Annotated in this window: 20 protein-coding genes and 2 pseudogenes; 8 read left to right on the forward strand and 14 right to left on the reverse strand. The window is 60.1% G+C overall.

The features are described from left to right. Nucleotides 1–141 precede the first annotated feature (141 nt). From C450_RS18780 to C450_RS18790, 3 genes are all read right to left on the reverse strand, one after another. Nucleotides 142–1,224 (reverse strand): DoxX family protein, encoded by a 1,083-nt coding sequence (locus C450_RS18780; RefSeq protein ID WP_049910445.1) that lies wholly within the window; start codon nt 1,222–1,224, stop codon nt 142–144. A 111-nt stretch (nt 1,225–1,335) separates the two neighbouring features. Further along, the gene (locus C450_RS18785) at nt 1,336–1,668 is read right to left on the reverse strand and encodes a cupin domain-containing protein (RefSeq protein ID WP_005046290.1); all 333 of its coding nucleotides are present in this window, start codon (nt 1,666–1,668) and stop codon (nt 1,336–1,338) included. A gap of 74 nt (nt 1,669–1,742) precedes the next feature. Continuing rightward, the gene (locus C450_RS18790) at nt 1,743–3,116 is read right to left on the reverse strand and encodes a hypothetical protein (protein ID WP_005046293.1); all 1,374 of its coding nucleotides are present in this window, start codon (nt 3,114–3,116) and stop codon (nt 1,743–1,745) included. A 204-nt stretch (nt 3,117–3,320) separates the two neighbouring features. Between C450_RS18790 and C450_RS18795 the strand changes: the two genes are divergently transcribed. Continuing rightward, nucleotides 3,321–5,078, forward strand: a complete 1,758-nt coding sequence (locus C450_RS18795; RefSeq protein ID WP_005046295.1) for a cbb3-type cytochrome c oxidase subunit I — start codon at nt 3,321–3,323, stop codon at nt 5,076–5,078. A gap of 207 nt (nt 5,079–5,285) precedes the next feature. Then, entirely contained in the window at nt 5,286–5,471 is a 186-nt protein-coding gene (locus C450_RS23750; RefSeq protein WP_440717436.1) for a DUF7577 domain-containing protein, read from the forward strand. A gap of 328 nt (nt 5,472–5,799) precedes the next feature. On the opposite strand, the gene C450_RS18800 is transcribed toward C450_RS23750, so the two are convergent. Beyond that, a complete protein-coding gene (locus C450_RS18800; RefSeq protein WP_005046297.1) occupies nt 5,800–6,411 on the reverse strand; it encodes a cyclodeaminase/cyclohydrolase family protein in 612 nt (203 codons plus the stop codon). Nucleotides 6,412–6,853: 442 nt separating this feature from the next. On the opposite strand from C450_RS18800, the pseudogene C450_RS18810 reads away from it, so the two are divergent. From C450_RS18810 to C450_RS22190, 6 genes and pseudogenes are all read left to right on the forward strand, one after another. Continuing rightward, nucleotides 6,854–8,517: pseudogene (locus tag C450_RS18810) on the forward strand (NADH-quinone oxidoreductase subunit D-related protein); the annotation flags it as partial. Beyond that, a complete protein-coding gene (locus C450_RS23755; RefSeq protein WP_449271555.1) occupies nt 8,408–8,689 on the forward strand; it encodes an NADH-quinone oxidoreductase subunit D-related protein in 282 nt (93 codons plus the stop codon). The pseudogene C450_RS18810 and the gene C450_RS23755, both read left to right, overlap by 110 nt. 889 nt (nt 8,690–9,578) lie before the next feature. Further along, complete coding sequence (locus tag C450_RS18820) at nt 9,579–10,253, forward strand: helix-turn-helix domain-containing protein (protein ID WP_005046304.1); 675 nt, start codon at nt 9,579–9,581, stop codon at nt 10,251–10,253. Continuing rightward, nucleotides 10,250–10,944: pseudogene (locus C450_RS18825) on the forward strand (nucleotidyltransferase domain-containing protein). Before C450_RS18820 ends, C450_RS18825 begins: the two are co-directional and overlap by 4 nt. Before the next feature lie 356 nt (nt 10,945–11,300). Next, nucleotides 11,301–11,783: a hypothetical protein gene (locus C450_RS18830; protein ID WP_005046305.1), complete on the forward strand. Its 483-nt coding sequence runs from the start codon at nt 11,301–11,303 to the stop codon at nt 11,781–11,783. A 244-nt stretch (nt 11,784–12,027) separates the two neighbouring features. After that, entirely contained in the window at nt 12,028–12,246 is a 219-nt protein-coding gene (locus C450_RS22190; protein WP_005046307.1) for a hypothetical protein, read from the forward strand. Between the two features lie 332 nt (nt 12,247–12,578). Here C450_RS22190 and C450_RS18840 read toward each other — a convergent pair whose 3' ends face one another. From C450_RS18840 to C450_RS18880, 10 genes are all read right to left on the reverse strand, one after another. Beyond that, nucleotides 12,579–13,217 carry a hypothetical protein gene (locus C450_RS18840; RefSeq protein ID WP_005046309.1) on the reverse strand — a complete coding sequence of 213 codons (639 nt, stop codon included), beginning with the start codon at nt 13,215–13,217 and terminating at the stop codon, nt 12,579–12,581. A gap of 138 nt (nt 13,218–13,355) precedes the next feature. Continuing rightward, nucleotides 13,356–14,318: a hypothetical protein gene (locus tag C450_RS18845; RefSeq protein ID WP_005046310.1), complete on the reverse strand. Its 963-nt coding sequence runs from the start codon at nt 14,316–14,318 to the stop codon at nt 13,356–13,358. Nucleotides 14,319–14,633: 315 nt separating this feature from the next. Then, nucleotides 14,634–15,074 (reverse strand): SLOG family protein, encoded by a 441-nt coding sequence (locus C450_RS18850; protein WP_005046312.1) that lies wholly within the window; start codon nt 15,072–15,074, stop codon nt 14,634–14,636. Between the two features lie 288 nt (nt 15,075–15,362). Continuing rightward, nucleotides 15,363–16,286 (reverse strand): hypothetical protein, encoded by a 924-nt coding sequence (locus tag C450_RS18855; protein WP_005046314.1) that lies wholly within the window; start codon nt 16,284–16,286, stop codon nt 15,363–15,365. A 318-nt stretch (nt 16,287–16,604) separates the two neighbouring features. Beyond that, nucleotides 16,605–16,736: a hypothetical protein gene (locus C450_RS23290; RefSeq protein WP_275039287.1), complete on the reverse strand. Its 132-nt coding sequence runs from the start codon at nt 16,734–16,736 to the stop codon at nt 16,605–16,607. Nucleotides 16,737–16,759: 23 nt separating this feature from the next. Then, nucleotides 16,760–17,296 carry a hypothetical protein gene (locus C450_RS18860; RefSeq protein ID WP_005046316.1) on the reverse strand — a complete coding sequence of 179 codons (537 nt, stop codon included), beginning with the start codon at nt 17,294–17,296 and terminating at the stop codon, nt 16,760–16,762. Nucleotides 17,297–17,663: 367 nt separating this feature from the next. Then, entirely contained in the window at nt 17,664–19,118 is a 1,455-nt protein-coding gene (locus C450_RS18865) for an SOSS complex subunit B family protein (RefSeq protein WP_005046318.1), read from the reverse strand. A gap of 832 nt (nt 19,119–19,950) precedes the next feature. Further along, on the reverse strand, nt 19,951–20,244 hold the full coding sequence (locus tag C450_RS18870) for a hypothetical protein (protein ID WP_005046320.1): 294 nt from the start codon (nt 20,242–20,244) through the stop codon (nt 19,951–19,953). A gap of 238 nt (nt 20,245–20,482) precedes the next feature. Then, nucleotides 20,483–20,698 carry a hypothetical protein gene (locus C450_RS21815; RefSeq protein ID WP_152424538.1) on the reverse strand — a complete coding sequence of 72 codons (216 nt, stop codon included), beginning with the start codon at nt 20,696–20,698 and terminating at the stop codon, nt 20,483–20,485. A gap of 114 nt (nt 20,699–20,812) precedes the next feature. Further along, nucleotides 20,813–21,397, reverse strand: coding sequence for a metal-dependent hydrolase (locus tag C450_RS18880; protein ID WP_049910453.1), 585 nt, complete (start codon nt 21,395–21,397; stop codon nt 20,813–20,815). Nucleotides 21,398–22,401: the final 1,004 nt, after the last annotated feature.

Genomic DNA, 22,401 nt, shown 5'->3' on the forward strand with positions numbered 1-22,401 from the left:
AGCTCTCCCCCGACTATCGAGTTGTGCTTTTCGTAGTGTCGCTAACAGTAGTAACTACGGGCTTGTTCTTCAATGCCCTTCCTCTTGCAATACTTCGACTCTATACCTTTGTGAACTTGTGATTCGAAACTCAAACAGCCACTAATCGGCAGGCGCTGCTTGTGTCTCCACCTCGCTGGTCTCCATCCACTCATCGAGTGCAAACGGACCGGAACCCGTCACCAGCAACACCGAGACGAGCCCGAACAGCGAGATGTGGGCGAGCACCGGGTCATTCGGGAGCCCGAACAGTGTCGTGGTGAACATGACGAACGCAACCCCAGCAGACGCACGGGTGAACACACCGAAGAGGAGTGTTACTCCAATGGCCATCTCTACGAGACCGGCACCGAGAACCCACAATTCGGGCGAAACCGGGACGACCGCCGTGAGGTCATACTGGGCGACCACCGCGAGGGCATCGCCGGGGTTCATCAACTTCTGCGTGAACCCGAGATAGAAGAACGTAAACCCGAGTCCAGCCCGGAGTACCGTTGGCACATACAGCGTATACGGCTCAACCATACGCGCGAACGGGATCGAAAGACGACGGTAGATCGGATCAATTCTGGCATAGAGCGTTCCGTCAGTCGCCGCAATCCGTGCCAACACGTGATCGGCACTCGGTCGTCCACCGCCAAGCAGGATGATTGCGATGAATCCCGGCACGTACTCGGCGGCCAGCAGCAGTTCGGGATGGAAGACCAATCCGACGAGATACCCGAGAAAGCCCACTCCGGCCACGAACCGCGTGGCGAGTCCGAAAAGGAGCAGAAAGCCGACTGCCACCTCGAAAAGACGAGTCGGAGTAGCCACGACCGGAGTGAAAAAATATCCGGCGAAGCCCGCGCCCACAAGCGGTAGTCCGATACTCAACCGCAGGAGCCACGGTAGGAGATCCTTGTACTCCGACAACGTGTTTCGGAAGAGAGTGATGTCACGGGCCGCCGGTCGAAAGTGCAGATAGACCGCTATCACTGCGACGACCGCTATTGCACTCCCGACGAGAACGAACGCAGTCGTCGGCTCCGACAGCGCCTCACTCAGAAAATGTACGGCGTCAATCGGATCACCACCTTCAGTCACGTATTTCACGTGCGCTCGTGCCGTTTTGCTGGTCGCAATGAGACTGCACAGTCCGAGTAGTACCCCGGAAATCACACCTTTCGACGGCCGTTGCTTCATATGAGACAGTACACACCCATCGAGCTAAATAGTGTGCTAATTCTCATCTGCCGAGAATCCCAAGTAGCGAATCCAATATTCGATATTGGAGGGGATCGAGACCGATTCCTGTCATTCGGATGGTGAGAAAACGACCACCGCAACACTATCCTCGATAGCGCACGGTGAGATCTCGCATTCACCGCTGAACCGTATCAGATCGCCCGGAGCGAGCGCATAAGTGTCCTCATCGAGCACGAGGTCGAGTTCGCCAGTGAGTACATGAAGCACGATATCGGTGCCCGGATGTCGATGCGGGGGCATCTGCTGTCCGGCATCGAGCATTAGCCGGACGGTTCGAGGCGTGTGGTGGTCGAACACCTCTGCGTGGGGCGTCTTCTCTAACGTATCGAGGCGCGTGATCTCCGGCTTGGTCGTGGATTCGGGAGGCGTGGTTGCTGTCATCGGTAATCGGTTCACTTGAACAGACGCCGAGTATGAATGTTCACGTTTCCCCGAACATGATCGGTGCAGGCGCGTTACCGTCTATCTGATGGTGGTTCCTGTGATTCAGAGATACGTCGCTGGTTGGATGCTGCGAGCCTCGAAACGAGTATTCCCCGCAGCCCGTGCGGGCTATGGGTGTGAATGACCAGCAACATGTTGGCGACGAATAGACAACATCCAGCGAGGACCGAGAGTCCGCTGACGGGCAGAGCGATGCTCGGGAGCGCGAACCACTCGGTGAGAACGATCAGCACCGTGCCGAGAAACACTGCGATAAAATCGACGGCCGCGATACGCGCATTGTAGAGATCATCGATCATCGGTACTTTTTCGTAGCCGAGCAGATCGCTGTAGCGATGCACCCAGATGATGAACGGGACGATATGATAGAGCGTTCCCAGTACGACGAAGCCGATGATGCCGAGAACGAGCAGATGGACGGCTCCAGGTGCGCCGAACAACGATGAGCGTGTGAGAGGATCGACGAACCATGTTGGTGTTGTGAGGACTGCCCAGAGTATCATCGCAGGGACGACGACAGCATATCGAGACAGCATCGGTGTCCAATCGACTTGCGTCTCGTACAGACGACGAGCGAGGATCACGCTGAATCCGAGAAGGCTCGCAATAACAAGCAAGCCGCCAACCTGAGCGATAGAGTGAATCGCCAAGAGTCGACCCAGTGCGAGCGTCACCACACCGACCGGATAGGCGACCGTCTCGAACCGACGGAGGTGGCTGTCGATACCGTGAAGGCTGGTCTGGGTGAACATCGTCCCAAGCTGATAGAGCGCTCCAAGGATGGTCGTGAGGACCGCGCCGAAGACCGCAAGTGTTGCGTGCGTCATGACGATGCGTTCGCGCGGTATCGACAGCGGCGCGAACACCGGATAGGTGAAATCGACCGCCAACAGCAGACCGAGGACCGTCAGTAGAACGAAAAAGCAGAGCGAGAGCCCAAAGTGGCGTTCAGTCACATCAAGCGGGCGGGCGGTCACCAGCGTACGCGAGAGATTGTAGACGAACACCCAGAATCCGATGAGCATGACCGCGCCGAACAGAGGCAGTAATCGGAGATCACGAATGAGGAGCATCGCCACGAACCCAACGAGACCGATCGTGACGAGCCACAGCTGGACGACAGCAAATCGACGCGAATGTAGTTCGACGCCGGACCAGACGGGCACGAACTGCGTCATCGCCCCCATGATCGTGATACAGACCCAACCCGCGAGGAGTAAGTGAACGTGCGATAGCGTCGCTAATCCGGAAACGAGGCCGAGCGTGTTTCCCAGCCCGAACACCGCGCCCCCAAGGAGGAAACAGAATCCGACGACGAAGTGGCGCATTGGGACCGTCATCGGCGGCTGTTGGCCTGTGTCGAGACCACCCGGAATCACGCTCATACGTCCCGACTACGGCGGCGACTCACCTTGCTCTGTTTCCGAACACGTTCGATATGACTCAACGAAGAGCAATCTGGTGTTCCGCCGTGGATCAAGAGACAGCAGAGCTACGACCGAATATGTTCCCAATAACTATTATCAGGTTCCCTTAGAAACAGGACACGTATGGCGGCAATTACGGCCCAAATCGCGCCAACGGTACTCATGGGCGTGGTCCTGTTAGGCGTAGTGATCTGGCTCACCCGGATTGAGGACTGGCGGTCGTACACGCCGCTTGCGGGCGGGAGCGGAGCTATTAGTGAAGAGAGTGGCTATGCTCATGAGGAAAAGCCCGGTGGGATCATTCGATGGTTCACGACGGTCGATCACAAGGACATCGGAATGCTGTACGGAGCCTACGCAGTCATCGCGTTCTCTGTCGGCGGGATCATGGTCATGCTGATGCGAGCGGAGCTCATCGCGCCCGCCACCGACGTCATCGGCGCGGAGTTCTACAACTCGCTGTTGACGAGCCACGGTATCACGATGCTGTTCCTGTTCGGGACACCCGTGCTCGCGGCGTTCGGGAACTACTTCGTCCCCCTCCTGATCGGCGCAGACGACATGGCATTTCCGCGGATCAACGCCATCGCGTTCTGGCTGCTACCGCCCGGCGCGCTTTTGATCTGGGGCGGATTCTTTACGGCCCCGATCGCGAGCCTTGACATCGTTCCGGCACAGACCGCGTGGACGATGTACACCCCGCTGGCGGCGGGCGTCGGCAGCGGCACCCAGGCGAATGTCGGGGTCGACTTCATGCTGCTCGGGCTCCATCTCACCGGCGTCTCGGCCACGATGGGCGCGATCAACTTCATCGCCACCATCTTCACCGAGCGCGGTCCCGACGTCAACTGGGCAAACCTCGATATGTTTTCGTGGACCATGCTGACTCAGTCCGGGTTGATTCTGTTCGCGTTCCCGCTGCTCGGCAGCGCGATCATCATGCTGCTGCTCGACCGCAACTTCGCGACGACCTTCTTTGCGGCCGGGGAGGGTGGCGGCCCGATCCTCTGGCAGCACCTGTTTTGGTTCTTCGGCCACCCTGAGGTGTACATCCTCGTCTTGCCGCCCATGGGGCTCGTCAGCCTGATACTGCCGAAGTTCTCGGGGCGAAAACTATTCGGATTTAAGTTCGTGGTCTACTCAACGCTCGCGATCGGGGTGCTCTCCTTTGGCGTCTGGGCCCACCACATGTTCGCGACCGGGATCGACCCGCGAATCCGGGCGAGTTTCATGGCCGTGTCACTGGCAATTGCGATCCCGAGTGCGGTTAAGACGTTCAACTGGACCACGACGATGTGGGGTGGTAACGTCAAACTGACCGCACCGATGCTGTTCTGTATTGGATTCGTTTCGAACTTCATCATCGGCGGCGTGACTGGCGTGTTCCTCGCTGCGATCCCGGTGAACCTCGTCCTCCACGACACCTACTACGTGGTCGGTCACTTCCACTACATCGTGATGGGGGCGATCGGCTTTGCGGTGTTCGCCGGACTATACTACTGGTATCCGATCTTTACAGGGAAGATGTATCAGAGAAAACTAGCGAAGGCTCATTTCTGGCTCTCGATGATCGGGACCAATCTCACATTCTTCGCGATGTTGTACCTCGGCTATCTCGGGATGCCTCGCCGGTACGCGACGTACGATTTCCCGATCGGACCGGTGAACATCATCACCGTTTTCCACCAGCTCGCGACCCTCGGCGCGCTGATCATCTTCGTCGGTCAGGTCATTTGGATTTGGAACTTCGTCCAGTCGTGGTACGAAGCCCCCTCGATGGAGGACGTCGATCCATGGAGCCTGAAAGAGACCGGTCAGTTCACCCACGAGTGGCAGTGGCATGAGCGACGGACGGAGACAGCCATTGCCGATGGTGGAGATGATACAGAAAGTGGAGCTAAGGAGAACCAGTCCCGATAACCGAAGGTCGTTCTGTCCGGACTACTGCTCGCTTACGGTCTTCAAGCACATCCTCAAGTTGAGGGACCCAATTAGTTGTTCCAACGAGAAGCACGCGAGCCGTCGCCAATGTGCTTGTTGAAGATGCCATTTTTCTAAGAGCGTGTGCCCGGTTATATTCAAAATACTGGCGAAAGTGGTATGTTCACAAACATCAAATAGCTTGGTATGGGGTCCGTATCCAATACTGGTGCTGACTCACCTAGTAAAAATCCATCCCAGGAATCTGGCCTCATAGCATGTCCAAGTTGTGGTTCTGCTAATGAAAAATTCTACACGTACTGTCGAGAGTGTATAGCATCCTTACGAGACTCTTCGCAGACACAGTATCTATACCTTCCACAAGGGAGATGAGGTTTCAAGAGATACGTGCTCCGACGCTCTCCTTATGATCGAGCTGCGAGAGGTCTGGTAGTGACGGCAACAGATTGGTGTGTTGCTCGCTCGCGATACCGGAAACCGAGTGCCGAAATAAACACCGGAATCGGATCGCTACTCCTCAGTATCGAGTTCTGTTCCACACTCGGGACACGTTTCGTCAGCAACCGATACCCGGAGGTCGCACTCAGGACAGATAGCCAGATAGCATGTGCGTTCGCCCATATCGAGTCCATGGTATCGCTCCATAAAAATTCAAGCGCTCGATGGCCATGCTCTCGGTTCTAAAAGCAAAGGAAACCGGTCAAACAGTCTCCTCAACGTTTGCTTTCACCTGTTCCAGTAGTTCATCGGCCCTCCTCTCGATCTTGGCCCCACGCTCCTCAGCTTCCGTGACGACGGTCGGATCCTCTATCAACTCCAGGTTGCTCTCTGCAGTGTATACTGATGCCTTCAGGGCTGAGTGAGCGAGAAACACTCCTGTTCCAGCGTCGGCGAGAGCATTCCGGTTTCCCTTCGACGTCACTACTCTCGCATGTTCGAGGACCTCAAGACAGACCTCAGCTATCTGGAGCGGGACTTCGGTAGTGCGTCGTGATTTCTCTTGAACCAGTTCAGTGCGGTTCTCGTCGCTGGACGTTTCGAACGCGGCCTGCAACTCGTTGACAGCTATTGAGTCCTCATCTGCGAGCTCCAACAGGCGATCCCGGTGATTCCTTAATTCATTACGTATGTCGGTTAGCTCGGGGCGAACGTCAGCGTAATCATCCTTTTCAATCGTGTGGATACAGACCATCTCACAAAGCGCCGCTCCGGAAGCACCACCGATGGCAGCGACTGCCCCACCGCTTGGCGTTACGGTGCTCGCCGCAACATTTCCGAGGAATTCGTTGATGGTCTGGTTAGCGAAATTCATGGCTGGCCAAGAGGCGGGGACGGTCAAGTATCTGTTCCGGTCAGCGATTCAATTGAGAATCCACTCCATACCGCTAGCAACGTATTTAACGGTGATTTCGACACTGGCCCTCACAACTCGCCAATACGAGTGTTGACTCGTTCAACGGAGCCGACAAGAGCAAACTGATGGTAGTGTTCACCAGTACCTTACACGCATTCCCGACGGCTGTACTGACCGTCAATATTCCTCCCGACATTACCGATGCGATGCCAGCTCTCCTGTCGTTTCTTGGGGAGCGCACCTGTAATGGATTGGCGGCGGACGACATAGGTCCCGATTGCATCGAGGAAGGTGAGAACACCCCACACAATGTTTAAATTGCACTAACTCGAAGTTGCGGAGTTCGCCGACAACATCGACGAGGACACCCTCGTAATACATACAACTGGAACGATTCGCCATGAGCCTCGAAAAACCACGCGATAAGACCCAAGCGGTTGGTGTCACCGACGACGGCCTCGACTACGACGCGCTCGCGGATCTCCTCGGCGACACGGTGGTCGGCCGGGAGACCCACCGAAACGCAGAGGCGTTCATAGTACGACCCGATGAGGTCCAAGACGCACTGTTCGTGCTGCGCGACGAAGCGGGGTTCGATCACTGTTCGAACGTCTCCGCTCAGGAGTACGAGGACCGCTTCGAATCGATCTACCACCTGAAGAAGTACGAGGATCCCACCCAGGAGGTCTCGGTCGTCGTACCGACCTCCCGGGAGAACCCCGTGAGCCAGAGCGCGGAACCGGTCTACCGAACGGCTGACTGGCACGAGCGCGAGGCGTACGACCTCGTGGGGATCGAGTACGACGACCACCCCGATCTCCGGCGGATCCTGCTGCCCGAAACGTGGCAGGGGCATCCGATGGGGCTCGACTACAACCAGGACAAGCCCCAGGTCGTCACCCTCGAATCACACGCCAACCCGATCGCCGACGACCACAGCGAGGACGGCTCGGACACGATGTTCCTCAACATCGGGCCGCACCACCCCGCGACCCACGGCGTGCTCCACATTGAAACGGTGCTCAGCGGCGAGCAGGTCGCCCACGTCGATCCCGACATCGGCTACCTNCCCACGGCGTGCTCCACATTGAAACGGTGCTCAGCGGCGAGCAGGTCGCCCACGTCGATCCCGACATCGGCTACCTCCACCGGTGTGAGGAGCAGATGGCCCAGAACGGGAAGTACCGCCACGAGATCATGCCGTACCCCGACCGGTGGGACTACGTCTCGGCGGGTATCCTGAACGAGTGGGCTTACGCCCGGACTGCCGAGGACCTCGCGGGTCTCGACGTGCCGGAGTACGCCCAGGTCATTCGGACGATGTCGGCGGAATTCTGCCGAATCGCGGCCCACATGCTCGCACTCGGTACGTTCGCGCTCGACGTCTACGGCGAGTTCACCGCGACGTTCATGTACACGTTCCGCGATCGGGAAGTGATCGAGAACATTCTCGAAGACCTCACGGGCCAGCGGCTGATGTTCAACTACATGCGGCTCGGTGGGGTGGCGTGGGACCTGCCCGAACCCCGTGAGGAGTTCTTCGAGAAGATTCGAGATTTCCTCGACGGCCTCCCCGAGAAGCTCGACGAATACCACGATCTGCTGACCTCGAACGAAATCTTCCAGCTCCGCTGTGTCGACACGGGCGTGCTCGACGCCGAGACCGTGAAGCAGTACGGCTGTACCGGTCCCGTGGCGCGTGCCTCGGGCGTCGATTACGATCTCCGACGCGACGATCCCTACGGCTACTACGAAGAACTCGACTGGAATGTGGTGACTGCAAAGGAGGGAGACAACTACGCCCGCGTGCTCTGTCGGCTCCAGGAGGTCGAACAGTCCGCGCGTGTCATCGACCAGTGCGTCGACTTGCTCGAAGATTGGCCCGAAGACGACCGCGAGATCCAGTCGAACGTCCCCCGGACGCTCCGGCCGGACGAGGACGCCGAGATCTACCGTGCGGTCGAGGGCGCGAAGGGCGAACTCGGGATCTACATCCGGAGCGACGGTACCGACAAACCCGCTCGGTTCAAGATTCGCAGTCCGGCATTCTCGAATNGGCGAACTCGGGATCTACATCCGGAGCGACGGTACCGACAAACCCGCTCGGTTCAAGATTCGCAGTCCGGCATTCTCGAATCTTCAAGCTCTCCCAGAGATGGCGGAGGGTGAGTACATCCCCGATCTAATCGCCTCCCTGGCAAGCCTCGACATCGTGCTCGGTGAAGTCGATAGATGATCCCGAGCGGGATCCGACTCTAGGCGGACAACTCCACGATCGATATCAACACCACTAGCAGACGGGGAAGATCAAGGCAATCACGCGACCAATGCGCTGAACACGACTAACGTCTCCCACTGGCGGTAGTATCGATGCCAGTCCGACGCTTCCGAAGCCGTTGAGTCAGCTCCTCGTGAGGAATCCAGCCCTAATCGTGAACTCCAGATCCTGTCCGTGGGTGTCGGTACGTCGTTGATCCCGGCCATCATACTCACGATCTCAGCAGTCGCGGGAGTCTGTGGTGCGCTCAGTGACGCCGCCGGTCGACGAGTCCCTCCAGCCGGATTTCTTTGTGCTCTTCGTCAACCTTCGCTTTCCACCCGTACTCACTCTCTTCGATATCGTGCATGGATACTGTCGGATGAATGTCCTTAGAGTGAATTGGCTCTAATAATTTGCATTTACTCGTCCTTAGCTCTCTAAGCGCGAGTAACGGTGATACGGTTTCTGAACGCAGCAGTAGGACGGCCGAATGATTCGCTCGACCCACTCTGGAACCGTCCAGCCACAATCGAAAGTTCGTGTCTGAGTCGGCAAGCGGTGTCGCACCCTGTTCGACCGCCTGCTCAGCAGACAACCGGTCCTGCATCACGAACACTGTATTGCTCCCTCGACTCGTGTGGTACACCGAGTTAGGGAGGATATCCGCGTGGTCGGTGTACTTCTCCTTCACCACGCAAAACAGCTCAATCGTGTCGGGTCCGGCAGTTGTGTCGGTGCGTGGGACAGCGCACACGATTCACGCCCGCCCTTCGGCCTGCGGCCTCAGGACGGCATTCTCTCGCTGTATCAAAATAGGAGTGATAGTAAGATTTTTAACTGGTACTGATTTATTGGTAATTGGCAGATGTACGAGGTGCTCGACGATGTGACGGCACAAGTTCTGCTTGCTATCGAGAGCGGCGACTCGATTCACCGTGTCGCTCAACACCTTCAAAGGCCCTACGAGACGGTCAGACAGGCCGTCAACCGACTTGAAGCGGCAGGCTACGTCGACTACCATGATGGCCTCTCCGTCGTCGATAGTCGGGTACGTAATGCAGCGTGCGAGTTGGTAGCTGCAAGCGCGGGCGTCAGTCCCCCATCGATAGAAGAGGCGTACGTCATCCCACAGTTCGGCGAGTGGCCGTTCGGGTTCACTCGGATCGACGCAGTCTACGTGTGGACACGAGGTGGGTACCAGGTCGGCCGTGCTCCGGAGGACTACCCGTTGTTCCTCTCCGTTCGTGAACAGGATGTCGACGACTGGGTGGAGTTCTTCGAGTCGTTCGGCCTGCCAGTCGCATTCGAGCGCCAGCCCCGAGACAGACTCACAGAACCACTACAGATCGTTCTCGACCCACATCGATCACTCGATATCGATCACGTCGAAGGCTATCCCGTTATCCCACGGGACGACACGATCGAATATATGCGCGAGCACTATGCACAGTTCCAGTCGGCCCTCGCGATGCTCGACCGTATGTACGAGGACCTCGATCTGGGTGTCGCTTACCAAGAGACTGAGCGGGTTCAATCGTGAGTTTCCACGATCGAAGTGACGCGCTCATCGAACTCCTCGAGGAACTCACCAGGACGGACCACCAGTACGTCCTTGTCGGTGGCTATGCTGTTTCAGTATTCAACACGCGCTTCTCGACAGATCTCGATATCGTGGTTGCACCCGACACCAAAGCGGAGTTCGTGACGTTCCTCGAAGATCGTGAGTTCGAAGAAACCGACAGCCACGCGAAACAGTGGTTTTACGATACGGAGGTGGTCGAGTACGAAAAGCGACTGCGCCCCAGCAGCCCATCGGCTTCGATTTGTTGGTGAACGGGCTCGGCTGTCGTCAAACTGAGGCCCAGTGGTCGTTCGATTACCTACACGATCACAGTCAGGAACAAGAGGTGACCGGTGGAACGGTAGCGACGACAGCCAGGGTCATCGGTGGGGCCGTGCTCGTGGCGGCGAAACTCCACAGTGGACGCGAGACGGACCTCAGGGATGTCCTGGCGATCGCTGAAGAGATCGATATAGATACTGTAACGCCTCACCTGCGTCGAGGCGACGAGGATGCCCTTCGGGCGCAGCTCAAGCGTGGACTGGAGATTTTAGAAAGTGAAGACCTCAAGCACGGCTATCGGAGTGATTTCGGAGCGTCGGCCGTTTCGGCAGAAACGGTTGCCTCTCTCAAACACTATCTCTCTGAGCAAGTAGAACAGCTGAGTTAACAACAGAGTAGTGTTCCCGCCGGTACTGCTAATGAGCGTCCCGTCAGTGTTAGCGGCTCTCGGGGGAGTCATATTGTCGGTCGGGAGTATCTACCGCTAACTGTTGCAGGACCGTTTCGCTGTCCCTCGGTGTGACTGATACTGTCGGACAGAATTATCGTGAGGGTTCGGCCGGAATATCCCTCTGCCGCCGACGATTCGCCGCCGTCTGATATTCATGCACCTCTGTCCGACAGTATGAGAACAGCACGTAACGAGTTCCGATCGACAGTATCACTACTTGTGAGTGAAGAAATCGACTGCTGCACCGGATCAACGTAGCCAGAGTTAACATGCCGGTAAGTACGAACTCCAGTATGGAGTTCGAGCGAGGGTCGCCGTTCTCGCTGCGTGATCAGGTTTGCGACCTCCGCTCGGAGGCAAGCCAGCATGGGCTGCTACGCGGCTATCCGAGGTGGGTGTGGGGCCAAGGCTCTCGGATCGACGAGATAGCCGAAGCGTCCCGTGCCGACGAACGAGACGACCTCCGCGCTCAACACGAGGATCGTGGCTGGTACTGGAGGCTGCTGGAGGGGTGGTTCCACCACTTCAATTCCGGCCCGCTGGCCGATCTCGCGGTTTTCGTCGGCTTTGTCTGGTTCTACCTTCGGTTTTTCTTCATCGTCACCTACCTAACGGTGTTCCTAATGATCGCGCCGCTGGCTGCGCTGTACGCCGTCGCAGCGGCGGTGAATCTCTCGCTATCGGGAGCCATCACTGGGGGCGGATACGCGGTGCTCGCGTACTGGGTAGTTCGGTGGCTGCGATCCGGGGCTGTTGAGTCACGACCGAGCGCCTGACCGCTACCTCGGTACTTGCTTCCGCCCACCGCTTCCGTAGGATCCGCTGCTGACTGCACCGCATCTCTAGTGGTCGGAGGCTGAAGCTGTAGCGGTGGCGCGTGCGAGAAACGCGCGCGAGGGACTCGCTCGGGCGGTGCTGAGAGAGTGAGTCGGCTGGGGAGGACGCGCCGAAGGCGCGAGCGGCGGGGCAGCAAAAAGAAAGAGAGAAGCGCTACTGGACCTGAGCGAACTCGGTATCAAGGTGTTCGATCTCGGTGGATCCGTCCAGCAGATCCGGACCAGCGGCAACGACACGCTCGACGTCGTCGACGCGACCGGGTGCATGGCGCTCGGCGAGCCGTTCGGCGTGACCGTAGTGGCGTTTGAATCCCTCGTAGTTGCCATTACTAGCGTGTTCGTGAGCCTGTTCGAGATTCGCCGTGATGGTTCGATGAACGAGCGTGGTTCGGAGCCGGTTTAGTGTCCGGAGCGGGTGTCGAAGGGAATTTCCAAGCATCTCACCCCTCTGGGGCAAACAAACGGGTGGCGGACACACCGAGAACAATGTATCACAATCACTCCGTTGTTGAGTTGAGTGGAAGCCCCCTGTGGAGAGCGCTGCACTGGGCGCGTAGCCCGGAATAGCTTAACGGTGGCGCGTGCGATGAATCCGGCCCGAAGGGACGGAGAATGCGCGCGAGGGACGACTGAGGAGGCGCACGTCAGTGCGCCCCGCAGGGAGGAGGCTGGGGAGGTCGCGCCGAAGGCGCGAGAGGTCACACACCAAAAAAAAGAACTCCAACGACTGCGTGCCTACTCGTCGGCCTCCGAGTCATCTTCGCTTTCGAGTTCGATCCCGGCGACCTGTGCGAGCGCTTCTCCGACCTCCTGACGATATTCGCTCATTTCCGCCTCGGGGTAGGCCTCCTGAGCGCGTGCGGCGGCCTCGCCCTCGTCGGCCTCCATCGCGTTGATCCGGTCGAGGGTCTGCTCGGCAGTCTCGACGACCCACTGATCGCGCGTTTCCTGTCTGATCTTCGTGACCGACTCGGGAGTGATCGACGTGAGCATGTCGCCGTCGTCGCCCTCATACGTTCGGGGCTTGCCCACGATCGCGACGTACTCCGGAGCCTCCATGCCCCGCAGCGCCGCCATCGCCTCGGGCTGATACTGCCCGGCGTAGACGAAGAACGTCCCCGTGGGATCGACCACGCGGCCCTGCCAATACTCGCTGTCGCTACTGTTGGCGACGTTCTCGGTTTCGGTCAGCGTGCCCATCGCGAGCACCCGGTTCGCGTTCTCTCCGGTGGGCAACACTGCGAATTTCGGTGACCGTTCGTCGTCACCGTCCTGGAAGATCTGGCTGGCGTCTCCGAACTCCTCGGCGAACGCGCGCTTGGCTGGTTGGCGATCGGTACGACCGTCGTTACCGCTGTTGGCACTCGAACTCATGATTGAAACGAACCTCGATCGAGTCGGCTTCACTGACTCGCCGACCCTGCACCCCTGATGGGGTGAAAAACTGCTGTCGCGGCTCACTGTGCCGACGACGACACGATGCACCCGATCGATCGCGAGCGCTGGCCCGCCTCAGACCAGCTCTGCGTCGAAGCTCTCGTCCAGGACGCGCGCCGCGTCCGCTGCGGCCGCGTCGTCCGGGCCGATCTCCTCGACTTCGTTCACAAGGTGATACTCCCCGATCTCCGGCCCTTCGATGGCGAAGTAGTGACCCACGAGCTCCGCGCGGAGACGATCGGCGACGACGCTCGGATCGAGCGCGTCCATCGCCATGTCGGTCCCCTCGTTGAGGGAGATCTCGCTGACGGCCTCGGTGGCTTCGGCGTCGAAGATCACGTCCTCGACGTTCTGCCCGTCGTCGAAGGCGGCCTTGATCCGCATGTCGAACTCACCCTCGCCCTCGCCGTGTTCCGAGCACCGCCCGTTCTGGAGCACGCGCGTGCAGTCGTCTCCGGGGCAGCGCTTGATGAGGCCGCTACCGGGCTTGATCGCGACCAGTGCGCCCTCCGAGGCCACCGACTCGTTGCCAGTGCTCGTTTCGACAGCCTCGTCGAGCGCTACAATCTCGGTCGTCTTGTTCAGCTTGACCGAGAAGTCGCCCTCGTACTCGTCGGTGACGACGTTCGAGATGGTGTAGGACTGTCCCTCTTCGAGCTCGGGCAGATCCGAGGTCTCCCACGAGACGAACTTGATGCGGCCCGTCTCATCAGCCAGCAGCCCGACCTGAGCGATCGAGTCAGCGCGGGGCTCCCACAGCTGATCGACTTCGACTTCGAGATCGACCCACTGCTCCTCAGCGTCGATCGCATCGACACTGACGAGATCGTTGCCCGACTCCGCGTAGAAGGCGTCCTGATCGATGTCGTGCTCGTCGAGCAGGTGGTTGGTGACACTCCGGCGAGCCTCGTCCTCGGGGACCTGGTACTCCTCGACGAGCGCAGTCACGCGTGCTTCGACCTCATCGGGATCGACTTCGACATCCGCGTTGTTCTGGAACTGTTCGACGATCGAACCGCTGGTACTTTGGACAGACATGGGTACTTACCTCGAATCGATGTCGACCGCATCGGGACGAGCGTCGCTTCTGACTCGCCCCTTCACCCCTGATGGGGGAATAAAACGGCTGGAGCGGACGTGGTTGCAGTGCCAGTGCTACTGACCGACCGACGTCGTCACGACGTCGCCGACCGAGTACGCACCGGACTGCCCACCGACTCCCCCGGTTCGCTTCCGAGGACGCTGGTGGCACGCCCGCTGGAGTCTCTCGACCCCTCGCCCCTCGGTGGGAACACAAACTGCGGGCGCGGTCGTCGCTGATGGTGTCGGAGGTCGCTGCGACTCCCGGCGCGATCACTCGCTACTCGTGACCGGAACCCGGTGAACACGATCCGTCCCGAGTACGTCAGTGCCGGTATCGATCATATCGCCTGTCCCTGCCGACCCGTTGACGCGGATCGCCACGAGGGCGTCGGCGTACTCGGCCATTTTCTCGTTTCGGATGGGACCTGCTGCCTTCCCGTGGGTGTTCCAATCGGCGGGGAAGCGCTCGACCGGGATACCGCGCTGAGTAGCCCAGTCTTCGCCGAGCTGATCGACACCCCGAGCCGTTCCGGAAACGATCTCCGCGACGGCGAACCCCGATCGGTCGATTGCCTCGGCAACGATACGACGCTGGCCGTCCCGCGAGAGACAGTTGAGGATGGAGCGTGAGCCGGCGACGATCACGGAGAGACCGTCAGCGGGGTGGTCGGGTTGCGAGCGGTCGTTGTGAGCGTCGGCAGTAGTGTCCATCTTTCGTACACCTCACCCATCAGGGAGAGAACAAACCCTCGGTAGCCGTCTTGAATGCCATCCGCTTCGCTGCGAGGTATGCGGGTAGATACTCCCTTATGTAACAACCGCTGACCAGAATAAGGGGAGATCGTTACATAAGGTACACCCGAGCCATCGGTTCCGCGGAACGGTCGCCGGGCGGTAGCCGTGGCGCGCGCGATGAATGCACGCCTCCGGCGCGCAGAACGTGTGCGAGGGATAAGTTCTGAATAATGACGCTCCTCCTATCCTGCTACTCGCCTGCCATCACGCCGGCTCTGAACCGTCAATTGCTTCTGGAGAGATGCGTTCCAATCCGTCCATCTCGATGAGTCCCGCACGAGAATCCGGGAAGTCGCGGTCTCGATATTGAGGGTCGTCCAACCGGGAGATCACCATCCCGTCCTCAAACTGGTAGGGAGAGGGGTCGAACGATTCTGGACTGATGTCGTCGTACCACATGATAAGTCGGTCGGCGTCCCAAGCGAACGATTCCCGAAGGGGAGCTTCGGAGACAACCGGATCACTGACGGTTGCAGGGAAGGCAGAGGGATCGCTGCCCAGCGCGGCATCCGCATCCGGTGAGGTGAGCGTCCGCATCTCGCTGAGATGGTCGTCCAGCTTGTGTGCGATTGCAGCGGGAACTGGCAGTTCCTCGAAGCGTGCTCCGGCGATGATCGGGGACTCGGGGTCGTCACCCCAGCGGACGGCTTCACCGACAGAGAGAAGCATGGGACCGTTCCCATCGATCGAACCCAATTCACCGCTGGTTCCGGAAACAGTACCCGCGTCGGCAGTAACCCGCCAGCCCACTCGTGGTTCGTGAAGTACCGTCTTGGCCTGAGCGGCTAACTCGATCGTTGCCGTATCGCCCTCGAATGCATATTCGTACTGGTAGTCGGCGTCGAACATGGCCTCTGTCGCCGCGTCCCCAGGCGTCGGAACCGGGACATGCTTAGTGGATTTTGGGCGCATCACTTCGCCGAACTTCACGGGGTCGACGTCGAGCTCGTGGAGCGTCGAGACGATATTGTTCGCAAGGCGTTCGCGCTCCCGAGGTGGCCTAATTGCAGGGAGACAGGCGAGAACTGCGCGCATCTCTTTCCTGGGCGGGGGATAGGGATTGCCCTCGATGTATGCATACGAGCGGCCACGAAATCCAGGGTCGTAGTCGTCGGCTGTGAGTTTCATCTGCGAGCCCTACTCAGCGCCATCACAAAGATTCTACGGCAAAGATGGCAGACTGGAGGTGGGTGAACGCGAAGGCGGTGGCGCGTGATGAATCCGGCCCGGAGGGCCGGAGAACGCGCGAGGGACGACCGAGGAGGCGCACGCCAGTGCGCCCCGCAGGGAGGAGGCTGGGGAGGACGCGAGCGAAGCGAGCGGGNAGAACGCGCGAGGGACGACCGAGGAGGCGCACGCCAGTGCGCCCCGCAGGGAGGAGGCTGGGGAGGACGCGAGCGAAGCGAGCGGGTGGAAGACACGTAGCAAAAAGGAGAGCGCCTGTCGCTATCGCTGCCACTTCTCTCGGAGGCGATCGAGCCACTCGCCGACGAACTCGAAGCCCGTCGGCTCACGTTGCCCGTACTCCTCGGCGAGGTCCGCCCGTTGTTCGTCGTGCTCCTCGCGATTGTGCTCCATATCCAACCGAAGGAGTCCTCGGCTCATAAAACCACGCCCGTCATCAGACAGACCAATCCGGCGAACAGCGCACTCTCGCCGACGATCAGCCGCCGTTTCCCCACCGCCAGAATCTGATGGTTCCTGCTCACCCACTCGCCCATCACGAGCGTGAGCGCAGTCTCCCACGAGTCCGCCTCTGCTCGTCCGTCGATCACTCCCTTGTCCACGAACCCGCCGAGCACCAACTTGCTCAGGTAGGCCTCGTTCGGCCCGAGGAACAGCGTCGAAGTCGTATAGCTCGCGATCGCCGCCCCGAACCCACCCATCAGCAGGATGCCGCCCACGATGCCGAACTCCGGCCGGATGGTGACGTCAAGGCCACCGACCAACGAGATCGTCGCGGTCGCGACGACCGTCGCCAACTGCGCCGTCCGCAACGCCTTGTCGTCCAGGTGCTGCTTTCGCTGCTGCTGAGCGTTGAGCACCGTCCGTGCCTCCTGGTACGCCACCGAGACAGGCGTGCTCGACCACGCATTCGGACCGCCCGTTCCACTCGTCGTCTCGCTCTGGTCGCTCATCTCTCGAACACCTCACCCCTCCGGGGTGTCTCATAAATTGGCCTTTATCGCCTGATCTTCCATCCGCACAGTCCCGCTCCACCGAACCCCCCGAACGGGTCCCGGAGGGGCGCAGAGCGGTAGCCGTGGCGCGCGATGAATCCGGCCCGAAGGGCCGGAGAACGCGCGAGGGACGACCGAGGAGGCGCACGCCAGTGCGCCCCGCAGGGAGGAGGCTGGGGAGGACGCGAGCGAAGCGAGCGGGNAGAACGCGCGAGGGACGACCGAGGAGGCGCACGCCAGTGCGCCCCGCAGGGAGGAGGCTGGGGAGGACGCGAGCGAAGCGAGCGGGTGGTAGTCACGTAACAAAAAGGGGAGCCAAGCGCCCTCACTCGCTGTTCGACAGCTCTGGGAGATCGAGGTGGACCATCCGGTCGTTCGCTCCGAACTCCGAGATCGACGTGTGCTCGTAGTGGTTGATCCGGCTCACCGTCTTCTTCCACCGAGGCACGTTGTACTTCTCTTCGCTCACACGCTGCTCGCGCCCTCGTTTCTCGAACTCCTTGCGAACCTGCTCGCCCCACGACACCCCGTAGGTATCTGACTGGAGCTCCCGGATCGCCACGAACCCGACTGCGTCCGAGTCCTCCGCTTCCACGCGCGTGATGCGTGCCTGCGCCTCCGATCCCTCGAAGCTACTGAGATCCACGTCCACGCCCTCGACCTCGGGCATGTCCGCCGCCTGGGGGAAGAACCACTCCTCGCGATGGTTCGTTGGGACCGGCGTGAACTCATCGTCCTCATCGACCTCTGCCTCGCACGACGAGGGCTCGGACATCTCGATGCCACCCATCGGCGAGGGGCCGTCGCCTCGCTCACACCGCCAGATCTGGGTGTCGCTCGTCGCCGCCAGCGTCACCTGCCCGTTGAACACACTGGGCTTGGCGTCGATGATCCGCACCACGTCACCCTCGTTCAGACGCACGTCCATGTTCGAGTTGCGCCAGATGGTCAGCTTCGCCTCGCCCGACTCGTCTTCGAGGATCGCGACCTGCTGCTGGTTACTTGATGCCGGCTCGAACATCGTTGCCACTACGCCCTCGATGGTAGCCCACGAGTCGGTCGGTTCGACCATCGAGAGCGGCGAGACGACTGCCCGGTCTTCGCACAGGTCCTCCACGAGGTCCATCACTGCCTCACTGATGTTCGCCCCGTCGGCGACCCGCTCGGACAGCCGCTTGGCGATCGTCGCTCGCGAGCGCCCGAACCGCTCGGCCACCCGCCCCGACTGCGTGTAGATCTCGCCCACCGCCTTCTTGTCCAGGTGTTCACGCGGATCGTCAACGAACCCACGACCGACGTGCCCCGAGGCAGCTTCCGCCTCGACGTCTTCTCGACACTCCTCCATTCGCTTCTGGTGAGTCTCCATCGTGCGCTGCTCGCGCTGCTTCTTCTGCTCGGGTCGGGGGTGAACCTCCGGGTTCGCCCCGGCCCGTTTCGAGATCTCTGCGAGCTCTTCCTCACGCCCCTCGATGCGCTCCTGGGTGTAGAGGCTCTTGTCGTCGTACTCGCTCTCGCCACCGGGACCGCCCCACGACCCGTTCACCGCCTCGTCCGTCCCTCGATCGAGCCGCCCCTGCTCCGCACGTTTCTGGCCGATCTCGTCACCAGGCACGCCGTCGATCGAGAGTTCGAGTTCCGTCTCGCGCTCTCCACCACTGGGGTACTGCACCTCGTCGTACTGCCGCATCCGCTCGGCGTCCCGCACACGCCCTGCGTCGCTGCTCTCGTTCTCGCTCTGTGCGACCGCAACCGTCTTGTCGCTGAAGTTCTTAGAACTCATTGTCGTAGCTTGTGAGGGCCTAATCACCCCTCTCCGCTAATCAGACGGAGAGAGATGTCACTGACCGCTGTTGTCGTCGGTACTGACGACTTCATCTCTTCAACCCTCACCCCTACAGGGTGTCTTATAAATTGGGTGCGTACATGCGGTTTTGCAGGCTCGCTACTCCTTCCGCAGACAAACCCTGGGAGGTCTACCATCACACCGCCCTTTCGTCGATCACCTCCCTCCCCACCCCGAGAGCTCTCCCTCTCCACACCTGCTCTCCCCCTGCACTCCGCACTCCTATCTTCCCTCTACACCCATTGCACTACCCAGAATCCAACAGTCCGATTTCCTCGTTCCAGTCCGTTAGCCGCTCCTACTAAGACTTTATAGCGTCGTGATCTTCCGCAAAAGGAAGTGGGTCGCCGTCGGTAGCTGTCGGTCCAGGAGCCGCGCGTGAGCAACGCGCGTGCTGCGGGTTTTGCGGTGCTGTTGCGGTCGCCGAACGGAGCGGTCGCTGAACGGAGCGGTCGCTGAACGGAGCGGTCGCTGAACGGAGCGGTAGTGGCTGCGGTTGCAGAACGGTCGCGGAGCGAAGGCGGTCACCGAACGGTCGCGAAGTGGAAGCGGTCGCTGAACGGTCGCAGAGCGGAAGCGGTTGCAGAATGGTCGCAGAGTCGAAGCGGCCGCGGCAGCTGGAGCGGAGGCAGTAGCCGTCGCGGAACGGTAGCAGTAGCGGTCGCCGAACGGAGCGGTGGCGCGTGCGATCGCCGTAGCAGGGGTGGAACGATCGGAGGGAGTCCCACCCCGTGCGAACATGCTGCCAAAAAAACCCGACAGGCTGGGCTCACTGGTCCTCGACGGTGCCGAGGTACGTCCCGCACTTGCAGTCCCGATGCAGCCAGTCCCCGTCGAAGTATTCGTTCTGGAGTTCTTGAGGATGATCGCAGTAGGCCTGCACCACGTCGCCGATCTCTGCGTGCGCCTCGTTCAGGAGCTCGTCGGTCATCTGTCTGCGCCCCGCCGAGACTTCCTGAAGCTTCTGGGCGGTCTCGGCGTCGATGTCGCTCCGGTTGGTGATGTTGCTGCCGGTACTGATCACTCGCTGCACCGTCTCTCGGATTTGGCTGAAGAGCGTCATTCTCTCGAACACCTCACCCCTCCGGGGTGTCACAAAAATGGCCGTTCGTTATATTCGTTTTCGAATGGCGAATACTCGCGATGCCTCTGGTCCGATGATGGTTGCGGGAGCCGCTGCCGAGCGGGAGCTGTGCAGTGCGGTCGCGGTAGCGGTCGGTCCCGTCGAACGCGCGCGAGAAACGTGCGCGATGCGGGTTCGCGGTGCGGTCGTCGTCGCGGATGCGGGGCCGTCGACGAACTCAGCAGAACAGCCGGGCTGCCGCGAACGCCGATGCACGGTAGACGCCTTCGAGGAAGACGCACACGCCGGCCAGCAGCAAGAACCCCACCGGGATGGCTCCACCCAACACGACGTCGAGGATCCCGACACTGATTGCGAGCACTACCACGGCCGTCCGGAGTCGATCAGTTGTCGGTGCGACTGAGCGTCGTCGTTGTCGGGAGGTTCGTGCCATCTTCTGAATCACTCCACCCCTCGATGGAGGACAAAGAACTGTCGTCGGGTCCGTTCGAGTTTGGGCTGTTGAACGGCGAGCCTCTCGATGGAGGACAAAGAACTGTCGCGGGTTCTACGGAATCATCGCCGCCGTCACGCTACTCGAGGCGAGTCCGACGACTATGGTTAGGAGTGCGAGCGTCCCGATGAGGTTGATTCCTTCGTTGTTTCGCGGGTTCAGCAGGCGCGGCACGTTGACCGAGACTTCGTAGTCGGCGATCGGCCACACCAGGCGAACGTCGGTCCCGGTGAGGAAGTCTCCCAGGACGTGTCCGAAGCCGGCGAGACTCCCGACGGTGAAGCCATACTGAGCAGCTGCGACTGGCGTCACGATCGCACCGCCAGCGTAGACGGTGATGTTCGTGCCGATCCACCACGTGGGACCTGCGACCAGCGCACCGACGATCGCAGCACCCACCAGCGAGTGCGTCACACCGTGGGGAATGAATCGCCACGTCAGCCTATCCGGCAGGCCCGCAACCCCGATCGTGATCACTGCTCCAGCCACCGCAAAGGCTGGATACATTTCGGCGATTGAAATGCCGAATGGAACGTACAGCAATAGCGCTCCCAGACACGCGACTACCCGTGCAGTTGACGGGGCGTTCGTAGGCCCGATGACTTCCGTGATTCGTTGGATCGATGATGCCGTACTCATTGTCGAAACTCCGAGGGGTTTCCCTCGTTGGTCATGGATGGTGAGCGAGTGTCGGTACTGGATTCGCCGTCGCGACTGTCCTGGTCTGTCGGTGCGACTTCTCTCATCTCTCTCACCCTCACCCCCTACTGGGCAAACAAACTGCACAGCGTTTCGTCGGTCATCCAATACATCGGCGCGGTGGTACGTATGAGTTTCAGTGAGCGAGCGATCCAGGTCCCTCGCGACAGCCCAGGTATGCCTCACACTCACACGTCCGGTGGATGGACTCACTCCCAGCGCGCCGCGACTACATCTCAACTGGATCGTCACACCAACGCCGTTCGGCACAGTTCCAGTTGGCTGATCGAAATGATTGCGAGCTCGTCCAGGCGGGAACTCACCAGCGATCCGGTCCGGTCGACCACCCACCCAGCACCCCATCTCGATCACCCAACTACTCCAAGCGAACACCCCCTCGAGATCGGCCATCCAATCCGACGGCTACTCACCCCCACCTCGACCCCTCCGATCCAGCCCCTCAACGATCTACCAACAAACGAAAACATCGGCCATCCAGACCCAGACTGAATCGAGACTGACTGGCGACCAAATCAGAGTATGATCCAAGCCACGAACCACCTCGATTTCCACAGTCACTCTCCCCCTGTTGTCCTCGATCCCAGTCCCGTCTCCTCCACCTGGTCACCGGCGATGTTGTCTCGGAATCATTCTGTCCCAGTAACTAATCCTGGTGTGTGACTGCTCCGTTTCTCGGTCCCGATCCAGGTACTCTCCGTCGCGGTCACCTTGACGATAGCTGTTCGATTGCTGTCTTCTGAGTTACCTCTCTCACTCCCGATCATCTCCCATCACCCCCACCTAATATCTGCGAGCGTTGAGGTAGGATCCTACCTCCAAGCTTCCCCAGGAGCACCCCCGATCTGTCCCCACCCCCTCGAATTCAGAAAACGACGCCCATCCCCCCCTCTATACTAGTCGTTTTTCGTCCGTCCACCCTCCGT

The organism is Halococcus salifodinae DSM 8989, from assembly GCF_000336935.1.
GTDB classification, from domain to species: Archaea; Halobacteriota; Halobacteria; order Halobacteriales; family Halococcaceae; genus Halococcus; species Halococcus salifodinae.